The sequence below is a fragment of the Micromonospora sp. HM5-17 genome (assembly GCF_003762835.1).
GTDB lineage: Bacteria > Actinomycetota > Actinomycetes > Mycobacteriales > Micromonosporaceae > Plantactinospora.
This window is the reverse complement of record NZ_RJWA01000008.1, coordinates 166,081-180,316: the sequence shown is the minus strand read 5'-3', so window position 1 is coordinate 180,316 and position 14,236 is coordinate 166,081. Positions and strand designations below refer to the sequence as shown.

The 14,236-nt window shown below is 70.9% G+C and carries 10 protein-coding genes; 8 read left to right on the top strand and 2 right to left on the bottom strand.

Features of this window, described 5'->3' with window-relative positions; all coding sequences use genetic code 11:
* Window positions 1–219 precede the first annotated feature (219 nt).
* The 8 genes from EF879_RS21760 (at window position 220) to EF879_RS21725 (ending at window position 11,014) form a co-directional block, all read left to right on the top strand.
* A complete protein-coding gene (locus tag EF879_RS21760) occupies window positions 220–1,698 on the top strand; it encodes a hypothetical protein (protein ID WP_148086519.1) in 1,479 nt (492 codons plus the stop codon).
* A gap of 222 nt (window positions 1,699–1,920) precedes the next feature.
* Window positions 1,921–3,135, top strand: coding sequence for a trypsin-like peptidase domain-containing protein (locus EF879_RS21755; protein WP_123561548.1), 1,215 nt, complete (start codon window positions 1,921–1,923; stop codon window positions 3,133–3,135).
* A 409-nt stretch (window positions 3,136–3,544) separates the two neighbouring features.
* The gene (locus EF879_RS21750; RefSeq protein ID WP_233604652.1) at window positions 3,545–4,465 is read left to right on the top strand and encodes a glycosyltransferase; all 921 of its coding nucleotides are present in this window, start codon (window positions 3,545–3,547) and stop codon (window positions 4,463–4,465) included.
* Complete coding sequence (locus tag EF879_RS21745; RefSeq protein ID WP_148086518.1) at window positions 4,452–5,954, top strand: hypothetical protein; 1,503 nt, start codon at window positions 4,452–4,454, stop codon at window positions 5,952–5,954. The genes EF879_RS21750 and EF879_RS21745 overlap by 14 nt, the downstream gene beginning before the upstream one ends.
* Window positions 5,951–7,204, top strand: a complete 1,254-nt coding sequence (locus EF879_RS21740) for a glycosyltransferase (protein ID WP_123561542.1) — start codon at window positions 5,951–5,953, stop codon at window positions 7,202–7,204. Before EF879_RS21745 ends, EF879_RS21740 begins: the two co-directional genes overlap by 4 nt.
* On the top strand, window positions 7,201–8,448 hold the full coding sequence (locus EF879_RS21735) for a hypothetical protein (protein ID WP_123561540.1): 1,248 nt from the start codon (window positions 7,201–7,203) through the stop codon (window positions 8,446–8,448). Before EF879_RS21740 ends, EF879_RS21735 begins: the two co-directional genes overlap by 4 nt.
* Before the next feature lie 42 nt (window positions 8,449–8,490).
* The gene (locus tag EF879_RS21730) at window positions 8,491–9,762 is read left to right on the top strand and encodes a DUF1800 family protein (RefSeq protein ID WP_123561538.1); all 1,272 of its coding nucleotides are present in this window, start codon (window positions 8,491–8,493) and stop codon (window positions 9,760–9,762) included.
* Between the two features lies 1 nt (window position 9,763).
* Window positions 9,764–11,014, top strand: a complete 1,251-nt coding sequence (locus tag EF879_RS21725) for a DUF1501 domain-containing protein (RefSeq protein WP_123561536.1) — start codon at window positions 9,764–9,766, stop codon at window positions 11,012–11,014.
* Between the two features lie 25 nt (window positions 11,015–11,039).
* Here EF879_RS21725 and EF879_RS21720 read toward each other — a convergent pair whose 3' ends face one another.
* Together EF879_RS21720 and EF879_RS21715 are read right to left on the bottom strand one after the other, a co-directional pair.
* A complete protein-coding gene (locus EF879_RS21720; protein ID WP_233604651.1) occupies window positions 11,040–12,599 on the bottom strand; it encodes a sugar transferase in 1,560 nt (519 codons plus the stop codon).
* Between the two features lie 253 nt (window positions 12,600–12,852).
* A complete protein-coding gene (locus EF879_RS21715) occupies window positions 12,853–13,926 on the bottom strand; it encodes an LCP family protein (RefSeq protein WP_123561534.1) in 1,074 nt (357 codons plus the stop codon).
* Window positions 13,927–14,236: the final 310 nt, after the last annotated feature.

The following is a 14,236-nucleotide window of genomic DNA, read 5'->3' as shown; positions in this document are numbered from 1 at the left end:
GCCCGCGATCCACGTCACGTAACGGCCGTGCCGGTGGCCGATTAGTCGCGTCACGCAGCACGGCTACCGGCCCCCGCACCCACGGTCAGCACGCGGATACCATCGCCTAACGATCGTAGACGCCGGGAGTGCGGAGAAATCGAAGCCATGGAGGGCTCTCCGGCACGGTAGACCCGGCGCACTAGGATCCGCAGACGAAAACGGCGGAAGTGGGTGGGGATGCAGCCAGTGGGTCCGTACCGGTTCATCGAGGCCCTCAGCGTCTGTCAGGTCGGTAGCGTCTGGTCGGCCATCGACGGGCAGGGCAACTCATTCACCGCGGCCGTTCTCGACGCCGCCGTGGCGACGGACCAGCGCTGGCGGGATGCGTTCGCGGGCACCGCACACGCGCTGGCGAGCAGCGGAAATCAGTTTGCGTACGCCGATTTCCATTCATCGACGCCCTGGGTCGCCTACGCCGGTGCCGACAGTTCCGGCCCGGAGCACCTGTTTCGTGCGCTGGGAATGGAGTGCCGCCCGCTGTCGTCGGCCGCGACCGACGACGAGCCGGTCACGGCAAAGAGCCCGGGTGTGGCGGCGACGCCGGCCCCGACGCCCGGGACGAACGCTCCCGCCGCGGCACCGACTCCGCCAGAAGGCGGCGGTCCCGTCGACCCCACGGCCCGGTTGGCGCCGGTAACCCCGACGACCGGTCCGTGGCAGACCGCCCCCCACCAGCCAGCGGTTCCGCAGCAGTCACCCACGCCGGACCCCGTCTCCGCGCCACCAGACCAGACCTCGGCGCCACCGCACCAGGTATCGGTGCCGCCCCACCAGGTCTCCGTGCCGCCGGACCAGACCTCGGCGCCACCGCACCAGGTATCGGTGCCACCGGACCAGACCTCGGGACCGCCACTGCCGTTACCCGAGATGCCGGGGACGTACCCGGAGGCCTCGTCCCCAGCGGGCGCCACCACGTCGTACGACCCGTTCCAGTCTCCGGTGCGGCACATCGTGCCCTCAGAGCCACGACCCAGCCGCAGCAAGCTCTGGATCGGGGTCGCGGCACTGGCTGTCCTCGTCCTCGGTGCGGGCGGCACGGTGTTCGCCGTCGTCGCCGCGGGCGGCGACGACGACCCGCCCAGGCCGCCCGCGACCACCCAGGCCGCCACCAGCGCGCCCGCCGTTCCGTTGCCGACCTCCTCACCGCTCGCGCCGGGCAAGGAGCCGCCCAAGGAGAGCACCTGGCCCACGGAGTGGCCGGAGTTCGACGAGACGTACGGGATCCGGACCTTCAACGTCGAGGGTTTCGGCTTCCCGATCAAGGTCCCGCAGGCCTGGCAGTGCACACCGGTCGAGCAGGCACCGGGCTACACGAAGCTCAACTGCGGCATACCGCCGGGTCAGGGGCCTGAGATCGGTGGCGAGATCATCATCCGACCCTGTCAGCCGTGTGACGGCGAGACCCGGTTCGCGATGCGCCGCGCCGAGGAGGCCTGGGGTCTGCAGTGGGTCCGCGCCGGTCAGACCGCGCTCTACGCCGAGTCCTTCCAACTTCAGGGCAGCGGCGAGCGGCGCTACGGCCTCGTCCTCATCGGCTTCTTCCGCTCGGACACCAAGGTCGACCACGAACTGGTCCTGCGGATGACCGCACCGATCGAGGGCGCGGGCCAGATACGGCGGGTCGCGAACTACCTCCGCGACGTCCTGATCTTCTAGACGGTCGGCGCTCCCCGTTTGGAGCCGCACCAACGAACAACCGGGAAACGGATTCGGTCGCCAGTGAACAGAACCGCCCATCATGGTGCGAGGACCACGAACAGGTGCGACCGTACGCGGCGCCCCGGAGCGAGTGCCGGGCGCTCCCGGCCGCGGCTCTGGTCCACGCTGTGCGCGGCGAGCGTCGTCGCCGTCGCGGCGGTGGTGACGGACGCTGCGGCCGTGGCGGCGCCGGCGCTCACCCCACACGAACGAGCCACCGCGGTAGCCGGCCGCACCATGGTCTACCTGGAGACGACGTACCGCGGCTACCTGACGTACCGACAGGACGGCACGAGGCACCGGGAGGCGCTGGTGGTGCACCGCGCCTGCAGTGGGGTCGTGGTCAACCCGGACGGCTACGTACTGACCACCGACGACTGTGTCCGTCCCGACCCGTCGGACCTGCTCGCCGACGCGCTCCACACGCTGGCCGGGCAGCGACGGATCGACCCCGACCAGGTGGACGAGTTCGTTGCGGCGACGAGGCCGACGGCGGTGTTCTCGGGTTCCAAGGCGGGCGAACCACCGTCGACCACGGTGTACGGACAGCTCGGCGTGGCAGACCAAGGCCGCACCACCGCGCCCGCCGCGCCCGCGACCGTCGTGTCGACCCAATCCGCCGGGGAGGACGCCCTGGCGCTGGTCAAGCTCCAGCGGTCGAGCCTGCCCGCGGTCGAGCTCGCCGCCGACCCGACGCCAAGTCGTGACGCCGAGCCGGTGGTGTTGAGCTACCGGCCACGCGGAGGCGACGCCACCTCGGCGGAGTATGCCGTCCGGGCCGGCTCGGCCACCGTCACGGGACGTGACCCTGCGCGTCTCCGGCTCGCCGGCGACCTCAGGACCGAGGACCGGGGTGGTGCGGTGGTGGACGCGTGGGGCCGGCTTCTCGCCCTCCTGGACGTCACGCCAGCCACGGCCGGAGGTCCGGCCGTGGCTGGCGTCACCGCGGCGCGGGTCGCCGACTTCCTGGCGGCGGCAGGGGTGCCGAACACGGTGAGTGAGGTGGATCTCGCGTACCGGGACGCGCTGCGGGACTACTTCGCGGGTCGGTTCTCCGCGGCGGTGGGAAAGCTCGACGCCCTGCTCCGCGACGCCCCGGCGCACAGCTGGGCGCGCACGTACCGGGATCGGGCGCGGGAGCGGCTGGCCGTCGACGGCGACGCGGTCGAGAACGCGGGCACCTGGTCCCGCTATCTCCTCTCGGCGGTGGCCGGTGTCCTCGTCATCGCCGCCATCGGCGAGTGCCGGCGGCGGGCGTGGCGCCTTCTCCGCGCGGCACAACTCCGCGCTGTCGCTGCGGGCTCGGGGCCCGGTGGTGAAGGGACCGTCGGCGACCACGCGGTCGCCGACGGTGACACGGCGGCAACCACCGAAACCGGACCGCCGTCGGGGTGACGCCACGGGCGAGACGTCAGGGGTGACGGTACGTACCGGCGAGCCTGCGGGCGGACGTCACGGACTCGCCACCCTGTATTAGGATCGCCGCTGCTCGGCGCTGCGTCACCGGGCGGGCACGGCGTACGACGGCGGAACCCCACCGATCCCACATCGGCGGCCAGTCCCCTGCCGCTGCGGAACGTCGAGGAGAGGAACGGACATCACCGAGGTATCTACCGGGACCCGGCATCCCGTCGTTCCGCTGCTGTCGGACCGGTCGGTCGCCCTCGTACACGAATGGTTCGCCGCCACCGGGGGCTCCGAGAACGTCTTCCTCGCGCTGCGAGAGGTCCTGCCCGGGGCGAAGGGCTTCGTGCTCTGGCGCGACCGGGACGCCGAACGAGGAACGGAGTTCCGGGAGTCATGGTTGGGGCGGACCCCGCTGCGCCGGAGCAAGGCGTTGGCGCTGCCCGTCATGCCGCTCACCTGGCGCACCCTGACCCGGGAGCGGTTCGACGTCGTCATCTCGTCGAGCCACGCGTTCGCGCACACGGTGAAGATGCGGCACGACGAGCAGACACGGTACCTCAGCTACGTCCACTCACCGGCGCGGTACCTGTGGAGTCCCACGTACGACGACCGGGGATCGTCGCGGCTGCTCACCGTGCCCCGCTCCATCCTGCGACGGATGGACGTGGCGCTCAGTCGGCACGTGCACAGCTACGCCGCCAACTCGGTGGAGGTGCGCTCGCGCATCCAACGTTTCTGGCGTCGGGATGCCCGGGTCATCAACCCCCCGGTCGAGGTCGAGTACTTCGCGGGGGCGCCGGCGGCACAGCGACAACAGGATCGGCGCTATCTCCTGGGGGTCGGGCGCTGGATTCCGTACAAACGGTTCGACCTGATGATCGAGATTGCCGACGCCGCGCGCATGCCACTGGTCATCGCGGGCGCCGGACCGGGTGAGACCGCGTTGCGGAACGCGGCGGGACGGGCACGCGTCCCGGTGACCTTCGAGGTCCGACCCTCGAGGGAGCGGCTCCGGGAGTTGTACTGGGGTGCGGCGGCCCTGCTCTACCCGGCGTACGAGGACTTCGGCATCGTCCCGGTCGAGGCGATGGCCTGCGGCACGCCGGTGGTCGGGATACGTGGCGGCGGGCTGTTGGAGACCGTCGTGGACGGTGAGACGGGGTTCCTCGTGGACTCCGCGGATCCACACCGGTACGCCGACCGGCTCCGGAATCTCGACGAGCTTTCCCGCGACCGCATCGTCGCCCGCGCTTCCGCCTTCTCCCCCGACGTCTTCGTCGCGAACGTGACCGCGTGGATCGCCGATGCCACCGCTTAGGGGTGTCGCGATCGCCTGGTCGGGATGGCCTCGCCGAGACCGGGTGGCGGGTCTGCTCGGCGCGCTGACCATCGCGGTCGTCGGCGTCACCACCGTGCTGCCCCGGCCGACGATCGCCGGTCTGCTCGGCCTCGTCGTCCTGGCGATCTGCCTGGTCGCCCTGTACCAGGCCACCGTCACCGACACGTTCTCCCCGGTCGCGGTGACGTTCTGGGCGTTCGTCGCGGTGTGGGTCGGCTTCGCGCCGCTGCTGCAGATCCGGGACCGTCGGCTGCCCTGGCCGGACCTTCCCCTCTACCAGCACTACGTCACGGCTCAGGTGATCCTGCTCTTCGCCGTGTGCGCCTTCTGGGCCGGATATCGCGCCCGCGTCGCGTCCCGCCCGGCCCGGCCCCGCCTCGTCCGGTCGACCCCCCGGTTCCAGGTCACCGTCGACAAGGCGGTCCTGATGACCGTGGTCGCCGCGGTCATGGCCCTGGTCTGCCTGCCGAGGACGGGCGGGCTCGCGATCCGGTTCACCAGCCGGGACGACCTGCAACGGGCGATCGAGCAGGCGGGCCTGCGGGGTGGCCAGGACCTCGCGCTGCTCGGGCTGCTCAGCACGCTTCCCGCCGCGATGAGCGTCGTCGCGCTGCTGCTCTGTCTCCTCTGCTGGCGCGGCCGGGTCGCCGACCACCCCCGGGCCCGGCTGGTCCTGCTCATCGCCACCGGCGTCGCGGTCGGGCTCAACGTCATCTACAACAACCCCCTGACCGCCAATCGGTTCTCGTCGTTCAGCGTGATGCTGGTCGCCGCGCTTGCCCTGCTGGCCGTCGACCGTCAGTGGTGGCGGACGCTGTTCTCGGTCGGGATGCTGCTCGGCCTGGCGCTGGTCTACCCGCTCGCCAACCTCTTCCGTAACGACCGTGCCCGGGCACACCTCCGGCTCGGCCTGGACGCGTACTACACCTGGGACTTCGACGGGTTCCAGCAGACGGTGAACGCCGTCCACCACGTGCACGCCCACGGACACAGCTGGGGACACCACCTGATCTCGGCCCTGTTCTTCTGGGTGCCCCGATCGCTGTGGGAAGGCAAGGCGATTCCGGCCGGTAACGTCGTGGCTGCGAGCCGTGGCTACGAGTTCCAGAACCTGGCGCTGCCGTTCTGGGCGGAGGTCTTTCTCGAGTTCGGCCTCGTCGGCGTGATCGTGTTGTTCTTCTACTACGGACGGCTGGCCCGACGGCTCGACACCTGGGTGAGCCGGGCGGACGCGAATCTGGCGACCGGGCTGGCGACCATCTTCGCCGCCTGTCAGATCGGGCTGCTGCGCGGGCCGCTCGGCGCGCAGATCCCGTTCGCCGGTGCCGCGTTCGTCGTCCTGCTGCTCAGTGTCGGTCTGTGGAACGGTCGGGTGGGACGTCGCGCCCGTACGTCGGTCGATGCCCCGCCGGATCCGTCGGCGGCCCCGTCAACGACGACACCGGCCACGGGGCGGGCAGCGGAATGAGCCGACCGAGGATTGCCATCCTCGCCGACTGGTGGTGGCCCGACACCGTCGGAGGTGCGGAACGGTCGGCGCGGAGTGCAGCGCTGAGGCTCGCCGCGTCGGCGGAGGTCGCGGTCTTCGTCCCCGGCGTCGCCGACCGGACGTACCGGGACGGGCCCCTCACGGTGCACGCGGTCCGCCGGCCCTTCGCCCGCCGGGTGCACGGCGACTCCGTCCTGCGTCGGGGCCTGGAGCTGGTGAGCGCCTGGAGCCTACCCGTGGTCGCGTCCGCCCAGATCCGGGCTGTACGCTCGTTCGACCCCGACGCGGTGGTGGCGACCAATGTCTCGCGAACCGGTCCCTGGATGGTGCGCTGGGCACGGGCGGCGGGTCTTCCGTTCGTCCGGTCCTTCCACGACCTGAGCGACACGTGCTGGCGACGATCGCGACGACGGGGCGGAACCAACTGCGTCACGGTCTGTCGGACGTGTCGGGTCAAGGCGACAATCATGCGCCGGGCGACCCCTCCGGCGGCGGTGAGCGTCTGCGTCTCCGCGTTCGTCCGGGACGAGTTGGTCGAGGCCGGCCTGGTCACCCGGGAACGAAGCCTGGTGGCGTATCCGCTCCTCGGCTCGGCTACCGCGCCCGAGCCCCCGGCGCCGAGGCGGGGACACCGCGACGGCGGTCTGGTACTCGGCTACCTCGGCCGGGTCGACCCGGTCAAGGGCGTCGAGGCGGCGATCCGGACCGCCGCCGCGTACCGGCGGCAGACCGGGGACGACGTCACCCTCCTGATCGCGGGGGCCGGACGGCCCGACTATCTGCGGAGGCTGTCCGCGTTGGCCGCCGCCGAGCACGTGCCGGTACACCTCGCCGGTGTACTGGACGTCGAGACCTTCTGCGCCCGCGTCGACGTCGTCCTGATTCCGTCGCTCTGGATGGAGCCGTTCGGCCGGGTGGCGGTGGAGGTGGGCAGCCGGGGCCTGCCCATGCTGGTCTCGCCGCTCGGTGGGCTGCCGGAGGCCGCCGCGGTCTCCGGCGGCCGGTTCGGGTTCGCCGACTTCGACAAGCCGGACGCGGCCGGCCGGGCGCTCGCCGAGCTGCTCGCCGGCGATCCGCACCGGCAGTCCGCCCGCCCGGAAGAAGGCAGCCCCGCTGTCGCGACCGTCGGTGGTGTGCCGCCGGCGATCACGGTGGCCGACGGGGTGTCCGAGGCGGTCGCCCGCGTCCTGGCCGAACGACGTGACGGACGGCGGGAGCAGTCGACGTGACCGGCGCGGTCGTTGCGGCGAACGCCGGAAGGGCCCCCACCATGTGGCCCGGGCTCGCCCTGGCGCTCGGCCAACTCTCGCTCATGGCGACCAGCCTGGTGCTCAGCCTCACCCTGGGGTACGCCGGCGGGCTCGCCGTGGTCGGTGTGGTGACCCCGGCCATGTTGGTCTTCCAACTGACCTGTGGCGTCCTGCAACGGACCCTCGCCGAGGCGACCCTGCTGCGCTCCGCGAACACCGGTGAGCCGGTGGACGGGCCGACGTGTCGCCGCGCCGTCGCCGCCGCCCTCGTCGGTGGCCTGGTCGGCGGCGTGGCGGCCGTACTCTCCACGGTCACCGTCTCCGGCGGCCCCGCCTGGGTGGCGCCGTGCTATGCCACGGGTGTTCCGTTCGCCATCGCGCTCGACATCGGCCGGACGGCGGCCGTCGCCGCCGGACGGGCGCGGTCCGCGCTCGTCGAGTCCGCCGCCTGGCTCACGGCGCAGGCCTCGGCGGCACTGCTCTTCGCCGTTCTGGGATCGCCGCTCGGGATCTGCGGTTCATGGGCGGTCCTGAACGTCGTCTTCTGCCTGCTCGCTGCGATCCAACCGGCTCGACGTCCGATGGTTCGCGGTCTGGTGGGGTGGATCCGGTCCCGGCGGGCCGTCATGGGTGCCGCCTCCCTCGACGCCTTCGTCGTCGGGGTCACTCCGGTCCTCGCGCTTCAGATGACGACCTTCGTCGCGAGCGCGGCCACCCTCGGTGTCATCCGGCTGCTGCAACAGGTACTCGCCCCCCTGGCGTTCCTCTCGATCACGCTTCGACGGGTGCTGATCTTCCGGCGACGTGCCGGCGTCGAGACCACCGTCGTACAGGACCTCTGGGACGGAGTCGTCGCCGTGGCGCTGATGGCGGCCGGCGCCGCGCTGCTCAGCGCGGCCGTGCTTGTCGGCCGCCGAACCGTCCCCGCGCTCTCCTTCATCCCGGCCGGCGGCGCCCTGCTGATGGCGGGTCTGGAGAAGCTGGCGCTCGGCTTCTCCTACGGCTGCTCGCTGAGCAGTTTCCTCCGCGGTGATTTTGGGCTCTTGCTCCGCGCCCGGTACGTGATGCTCGGCCTGACCGTCGTCGTCGCACCGCTGCTGACGATCTGGTGGGGGGCATCCGGATATCTCGCCGGTTCGGCGCTCGGTATGGTGGCCTACTCGACAGCGGTCCTGCTCATCGCCCGGGGTCGACGTGGACCGTCCGGGCTGGGACGGCCATAACCCGACTGCCCCCGATTCGGTCAGGTCCTCTATCGTGGGTTTATGACCGACCCTGTCGCGCTCCTGCTGCGTCGGGCCGGCTTCGGACCCACGGCCACGGAGCTGGCAGCGGCCCGCCGTGCCGGTTACGCGGCGACGCTGTCGGCACTGCTCGCTCCGGTCGGGCCGGATGTCGGGGCGACGAGCGCGCCTCTTCCCGACCTACCGCTCGACCCGTACGCGGGCCAGCGAGACCCGACTCCGGAGCAGAAGATTGCCTTCGAGCGCCGCCGGGAGAAGGAGACCGACGAGATAACGCGATGGTGGGTGGACCGGATGACGGTCGCCAGCCACCAGGCGGTCGAGAAGCTCGTCTTCTTCTGGCACGGTCACTGGGCGACGTCCATCAAGAAGGTTCGCAGCCCGCAGCTGATGATGGTGCAGCACCGGACCTTCCGGGAGGCGCCCGACTTTGCCGCCCTGGCCCGTCGGATGGTCATCGATCCCGCGCTCGTGCTGTACCTCGACGGTCACCGCAACACCGCACAGGCGCCCAACGAGAACCTCGCCAGGGAGCTGTTCGAACTGTTCGTCCTCGGCATCGGTCAGTACACCGAGCAGGACGTCAAGGAGGCCGGACGCGCGCTGACCGGCTGGCGGTACAGTCTGGCCGAGGAGCGTTCGATCTTCGACCCTTCCGCCCACGACAGTGGCCGGAAGACCATCCTCGGCACGACCCGGTACTTCGACGCCAGCAGTCTGATCGAGTTGCTGTTGCAGCAGGAGGCGTGCCCCCGGTTCATCGCCACTCGGCTCTGGTTCCGCTACGCCTCGTCCACCCGGCCGATCCCGAAGGCCCTGCTGGCGAAGATGGTCGAGGCGTTCCCGGTGCCGACCGCGATGCTCAGGGTCATGTTCGAGGACGACGCCTTCCTGGCCACCGACGGCGAGCTGGTGAAACAGCCCATCGAGTGGTTTGTCGGCGCCATGCGCCAGTTGGGTCTGCGGCCGGCAACCCTGCCCGACGACACGCGAAGCGAGTTGCTCAAGATCCTCGAGGATCTGGGCCAACTGCCCTTCGCACCGCCGAATGTCGGCGGGTGGCGGGCGGGTACGTCCTGGCTCACCTCCGCGGCGGCGCAGACCCGGCTCCGCCTGGCCGGCAAGCTGGCGGAGCGGGCGGTGATCGACCGGTTGACGCCGGAAAGCCTGGCATACCTGCTCTGCCTCGACGGCTGGTCCAACCGGACGTACGCCGTGCTGCGCGACGCGTCCGCCGACCCTCGCCGGCTGCTGACCCTCGGCCTCGTCAGCCCCGAATACCTGGTGACCTGAGATGGACATCCTGACACGACGTCGCTTCCTCCTCGCCTCCGGAGTTGTCGGGGCAGGCGCGCTGGCGGCCGGCGCGGGCGCGCTCGGTCTGGCGGAGCTCCTCAAGACCGCCTCGGGCGGTACGTCCGACGCCTCGGCCCGAAAGCTCGTCCTGGTGACCCTCTACGGCGGGAACGACGGGCTCAACACGGTCGTGCCGTTCGCGGATCCGGCCTACCACTCGGCTCGGCCGGAGCTGGCCTACGCGCCGGAGGAGGTTCTCCACCTGGACGACACGCTCGGGCTCAATCCGATGCTGACCGGGCTGAAGAAGCTGTGGGACGACAAGCGGCTCGCCATCGTCCTCGGCGTCGGCTATCCCCGGCCCGACCGCAGCCACTTCCGGTCGATGGACATCTGGCAGACCGCGTCGCCGGTGAACCCGGTACAGACGGGCTGGGTGGGCCGATGGCTGGACGGGACGTCGGCGCCTCCCGAGGCGGCCGTCAGCTTCGAGCCCGTTCTCCCGCCGATGCTCGCCGGGGAGACCCGCGCCGGATCGTGTGTCAGCCCCAGCGGACTCTCCCTGCCGAACGGCATCACGCCGGAGATGTTGGCGGCCCTGGGTCAGCCTGAGGACGGGGAGCCGACGCCGCGCGCCCGGGCGGCGAGTGCCTACACCGACCTGCTGCACGTGGAGCACCTGATCCGCGAGGCCGAGAAGACGCCCCGGGATCCGGCCGCGGGTCCGGAGCTCGAACTGCTGACCACGGGCACCGGACGCACCAGTTCGCTCAGTACGCAGCTGGCGCTGGTGGCGCGCTGCGTCGAGGCGGGAGTGCCGACACGGGTGTACTCGGTCAGCCTGGACGGCTTCGACACCCACGCCGACGAGCGCGCGGGGCACGAGAGCCTGTTGAAGCGGCTCGACGACGCGCTCTCCGGCTTCGTCAACCGCATGTCCCGGACGGAGGCCGGCCGGCAGGTGACGGTGCTGGTCTACAGCGAGTTCGGGCGCCGGGTCCGGGCGAACGCCTCGGACGGTACGGACCACGGGACAGCCGCTCCGGTCTTCGTCCTGGGGCCGAGGGTCGCCGGCGGCTTCTACGGTGAGCAACCGAGCCTCACCGATCTGGACGACGGTGATCTCAAGGCGAACCTCGACCTGCGGACCGTGATCGGCACCATGCTGCATTCCGTGCTGGACGTGGACCCGGGCCAGTACCTCGACGGATTCCGGACGGATCCGCTCCCGCTGCTGCCCGCCGTCTGAGCCGCCGGCGTCGTGGCACCGACGGTCAGCTGCCGCTGGCCCGGACGACCTCGCCGACGGTGCGCAACAGCACCTTGACGTCCAACCACAGCGACCAGTTCTCGATGTAGTAGTTGTCGTACCGGGCGCGGTCGGAGATCGGGGTGTCGCCCCGCAGGCCGCTCACCTGGGCCAGGCCGGTGAGGCCAACCGGCACCCGGTGCCGCATGGCGTAGTCGGGATGCTCCGCGGTGAACTTCTCCACGAAGTACGGGCGTTCGGGACGTGGCCCGACGAACGTCATGTCGCCGCGCAGGATGTTCCAGAGCTGCGGAAGCTCGTCGAGAGAGGTACGACGAAGGAAACGCCCGATCGGTCCGATCCGCCCGTCGTTGGCGACGGACCACGTCGTCTCCGCCTCGTGCCGGTCGCGGGGACGCAGCGTGCGGAACTTGATGACGTGGAACCGTTTGCCGTACTGTCCGATCCTCTCCTGTCGGAACAGGATCCCCCGCCCGCCGTCGAGGAAGGTCAACAGCGCGCAGAGCAGCAGCACCGGACTGAGCAGGACCAGCGCCACCGCGGCCAGGACGACGTCGAAACAGCGCTTGACCATCCACCGTGGACCGGAGAGCGTGGTGTGGCGAATCTGCACGACCGGGATCGCCCCGATGTGGTCCGGCAGTCCGCCCGGCGAGTGTGAGCCCCACAGCCGTTGCACCGCCCACAGATCGCACCGGGAGCTGGCCGGACGGAGCAGCAGCTCCATCAGCTCGTACTCGGCGCAGGCGGGATCAGCGATGATCAGGACGTCGGTCTCGGTGGTGACGATCCGGTCCTCCAGCTCCTGCAGGGTGCCGATCAGCGGGATCGCGCCCGAGCCCGATCGGGGAGCCGCGTCGACGCACCCCACGAAGCGAAGACCGTACCGAGGGTGGCGACGCAGGAGCCGGGCCAGCTCGACCGCGACCGGACCCCCGCCGATGATGATGGCGTTGTGCTCCACCCAGCGACGCTGCCTCGCCTGGACGACCAGGGTCCGGGTGACGGCACGACCGACGATCACCAGTCCGGCGGAGAGCGCGACGCCCCGCATGAAGCCGGTCATGTACTCGACGGAGTTGTGCCGCAGCGCCGCGATGATCGCCACGATGGCCGCCGAGGAGAGCAGCCGCCCGCAGAGGTTCGGCAGCTCGTCCAGAATGCTCATGTGTCGACGTCCCCGGTACAATCCACCGGTGGCGAAGATGGCGATGGTGAGCGCGGCGGTGAACAGGGTGCCCCGCCAGTAGCGGTCGGTGAAGGCGAGCGGTGCCAGCAACGCGGCGAGGTCCACCGGAGCCGTCACCATCCAGGCACGGAGCCGACGGGTGCGGGTCGAGATGGCGGAGCCGGCGTACGGCAGCACCGCCGTGGTCTCGAGCCCGGGCTGGACCGGACGCGTCGTGTCGGGGCTGTCGACCGACCGGGGCCGTGGGATCGTTGGCGGCGCGGTCACCTCGTCGATCCCGCCGGGTTCGACCCTGACGTCACGCGCCAGTAGCCCGGCCGGCTCGACCGCCGGACCGCCTGCCATGTCCTGGCGCGCCGTCGTCCCGCTCGACATCTCACAGACCTCCCCGATGGCCTCGACACGACAGCGCGGTCGGCTGCCAGCAGGATAAGGGCAGGGCAGAAGGCTGTCCCGTCCGTGCCGGCCGACGTGACGCCCGCATCAGAGCAGCGTGGGCGCCGTTCGTGGGTGCCGTCGACGCGGGCGTACGAGTCGAGGCTAGCGCCCGGCCGCCACCACGTGGGGCCGTCGCGGATCCTGCGGCCCGGGCGCCGATCGTCGGGACCGGGCCGCTTCTCCCAAACGGCTACTTCGCGGCGCGCAGGATTTCGGGTACCGCGTCGCGGCGCACGGCGTCGTAGAACTCCTTGGCCTTCTCGGTGTCCGCCAGGACCACGCTCTCCGAGCCGATGCGGCCGGTTCCCTTGCTGGGGCTGGTGAGGAAGGTAAGGTCGCTGCTGCGGAGATGGCGCAGCTCCATGCCGAGGTCGAGCAGGGAGAGCGTCTTGTCGACCGAGACGGCGTCCGCGGACGCCCGGATGAACGCGTTCAGCTTGGCGGGGTTGGTCAGGGTGCCACCGGAGGCCGCCTTGTCCAGGATGGCCCGGATCACCTGCTGCTGGTGCCGGATCCGCGCGAAGTCGCTGTCGGGGAAGGCGTACCGCTCCCGGACATAGTCGAGAGCCTGGGCGCCGTCCATCACCTGCCTGCCCTTCTTGAACTCCCGGCGGCCGCCGGGCAGCAGCGAGTGGGTCGAGGTGAAACTCCGCTCCACCGTTATCTCCACGCCACCGAGCGCGTCGATGATTTCCTTGAAGCCAGCGAAGTCGACAATCGCCACGTGGTCGATCCGGACACCCGTGAACCTCTCCACGGTCTGCACCATCATCGGGACCCCACCCCAGGCGTACGCCGCATTGATCTTGGCGTCCCGCCCGCCCCGCTGGCCGTCCTTGCTCTTCGGCACGTGGACCCAGGTGTCCCGGGGGATCGAGATGAGCTGGGCGCTCGCCCGGTCTTTTGGCAGGTGGGCCAGGATGATGGTGTCGGTGCGCGACCCCGAGGTGTTCTCCGGGTCCCGGGTGTCGCTGCCGAGGATCAGGATGTTCTTGGCGTCGTGTGCCACCTTGACCGGCCGTGACTCCTCCGGCACCTGCTCGAACGCGTCGACGCGCTCGATGCCCGCCTCCACGGACCGTAGGTAGAGCGCCGCCGCCAGCGCGCTACCACCGCCGAGTAACACCAGCACCAGCACCGTGATGAGCACGATCCAACGGGCCCGTCGACGTCGGGGTTTCGGGGTGGCAGTCGGCTCCGCCACGGAGTCGGGCGCGGTCTGGGTGACGGAACCAGATTCCTCGACTTCTGTTCGGCCTGGCATGGCTCGATGCTACTGAGCGCGGCAACCCGGCAACGGCCCGGTCCCCGCCCACCCGGGACGGCGCCGACCGCCGTGGCTCGGCCGATCCGGTCCGGCGTTTTCGGCCGGGCGACGCGGACCCGGTGGACGTGGGCACGGTGGAAGTGGACACAGTGGACCCCGCGTGCGTCCCGGCTGGACCGCGACCTGATCAGGTACGCCGCGACCTCCACCGACATCCCGAGACGCCGGGCCAGAAACGGCGCATCACCACGCTGGTGGCGCGCCGACTCTGGCCGGCCTCGAGGTCAGGAGCGGCGTCAACGGCCAT

Coding starts and splice junctions, on each gene's coding strand:
- EF879_RS21760 (WP_148086519.1), top strand. CDS start 220: ATGCAGCCAGTGGGTCCGTACCGGTTCATCGAGGCCCTCAGCGTCTGT.
- EF879_RS21715 (WP_123561534.1), bottom strand. CDS start 13,926: ATGCCAGGCCGAACAGAAGTCGAGGAATCTGGTTCCGTCACCCAGACC.
- EF879_RS21725 (WP_123561536.1), top strand. CDS start 9,764: ATGGACATCCTGACACGACGTCGCTTCCTCCTCGCCTCCGGAGTTGTC.
- EF879_RS21745 (WP_148086518.1), top strand. CDS start 4,452: ATGCCACCGCTTAGGGGTGTCGCGATCGCCTGGTCGGGATGGCCTCGC.
- EF879_RS21720 (WP_233604651.1), bottom strand. CDS start 12,599: ATGTCGAGCGGGACGACGGCGCGCCAGGACATGGCAGGCGGTCCGGCG.
- EF879_RS21730 (WP_123561538.1), top strand. CDS start 8,491: ATGACCGACCCTGTCGCGCTCCTGCTGCGTCGGGCCGGCTTCGGACCC.
- EF879_RS21740 (WP_123561542.1), top strand. CDS start 5,951: ATGAGCCGACCGAGGATTGCCATCCTCGCCGACTGGTGGTGGCCCGAC.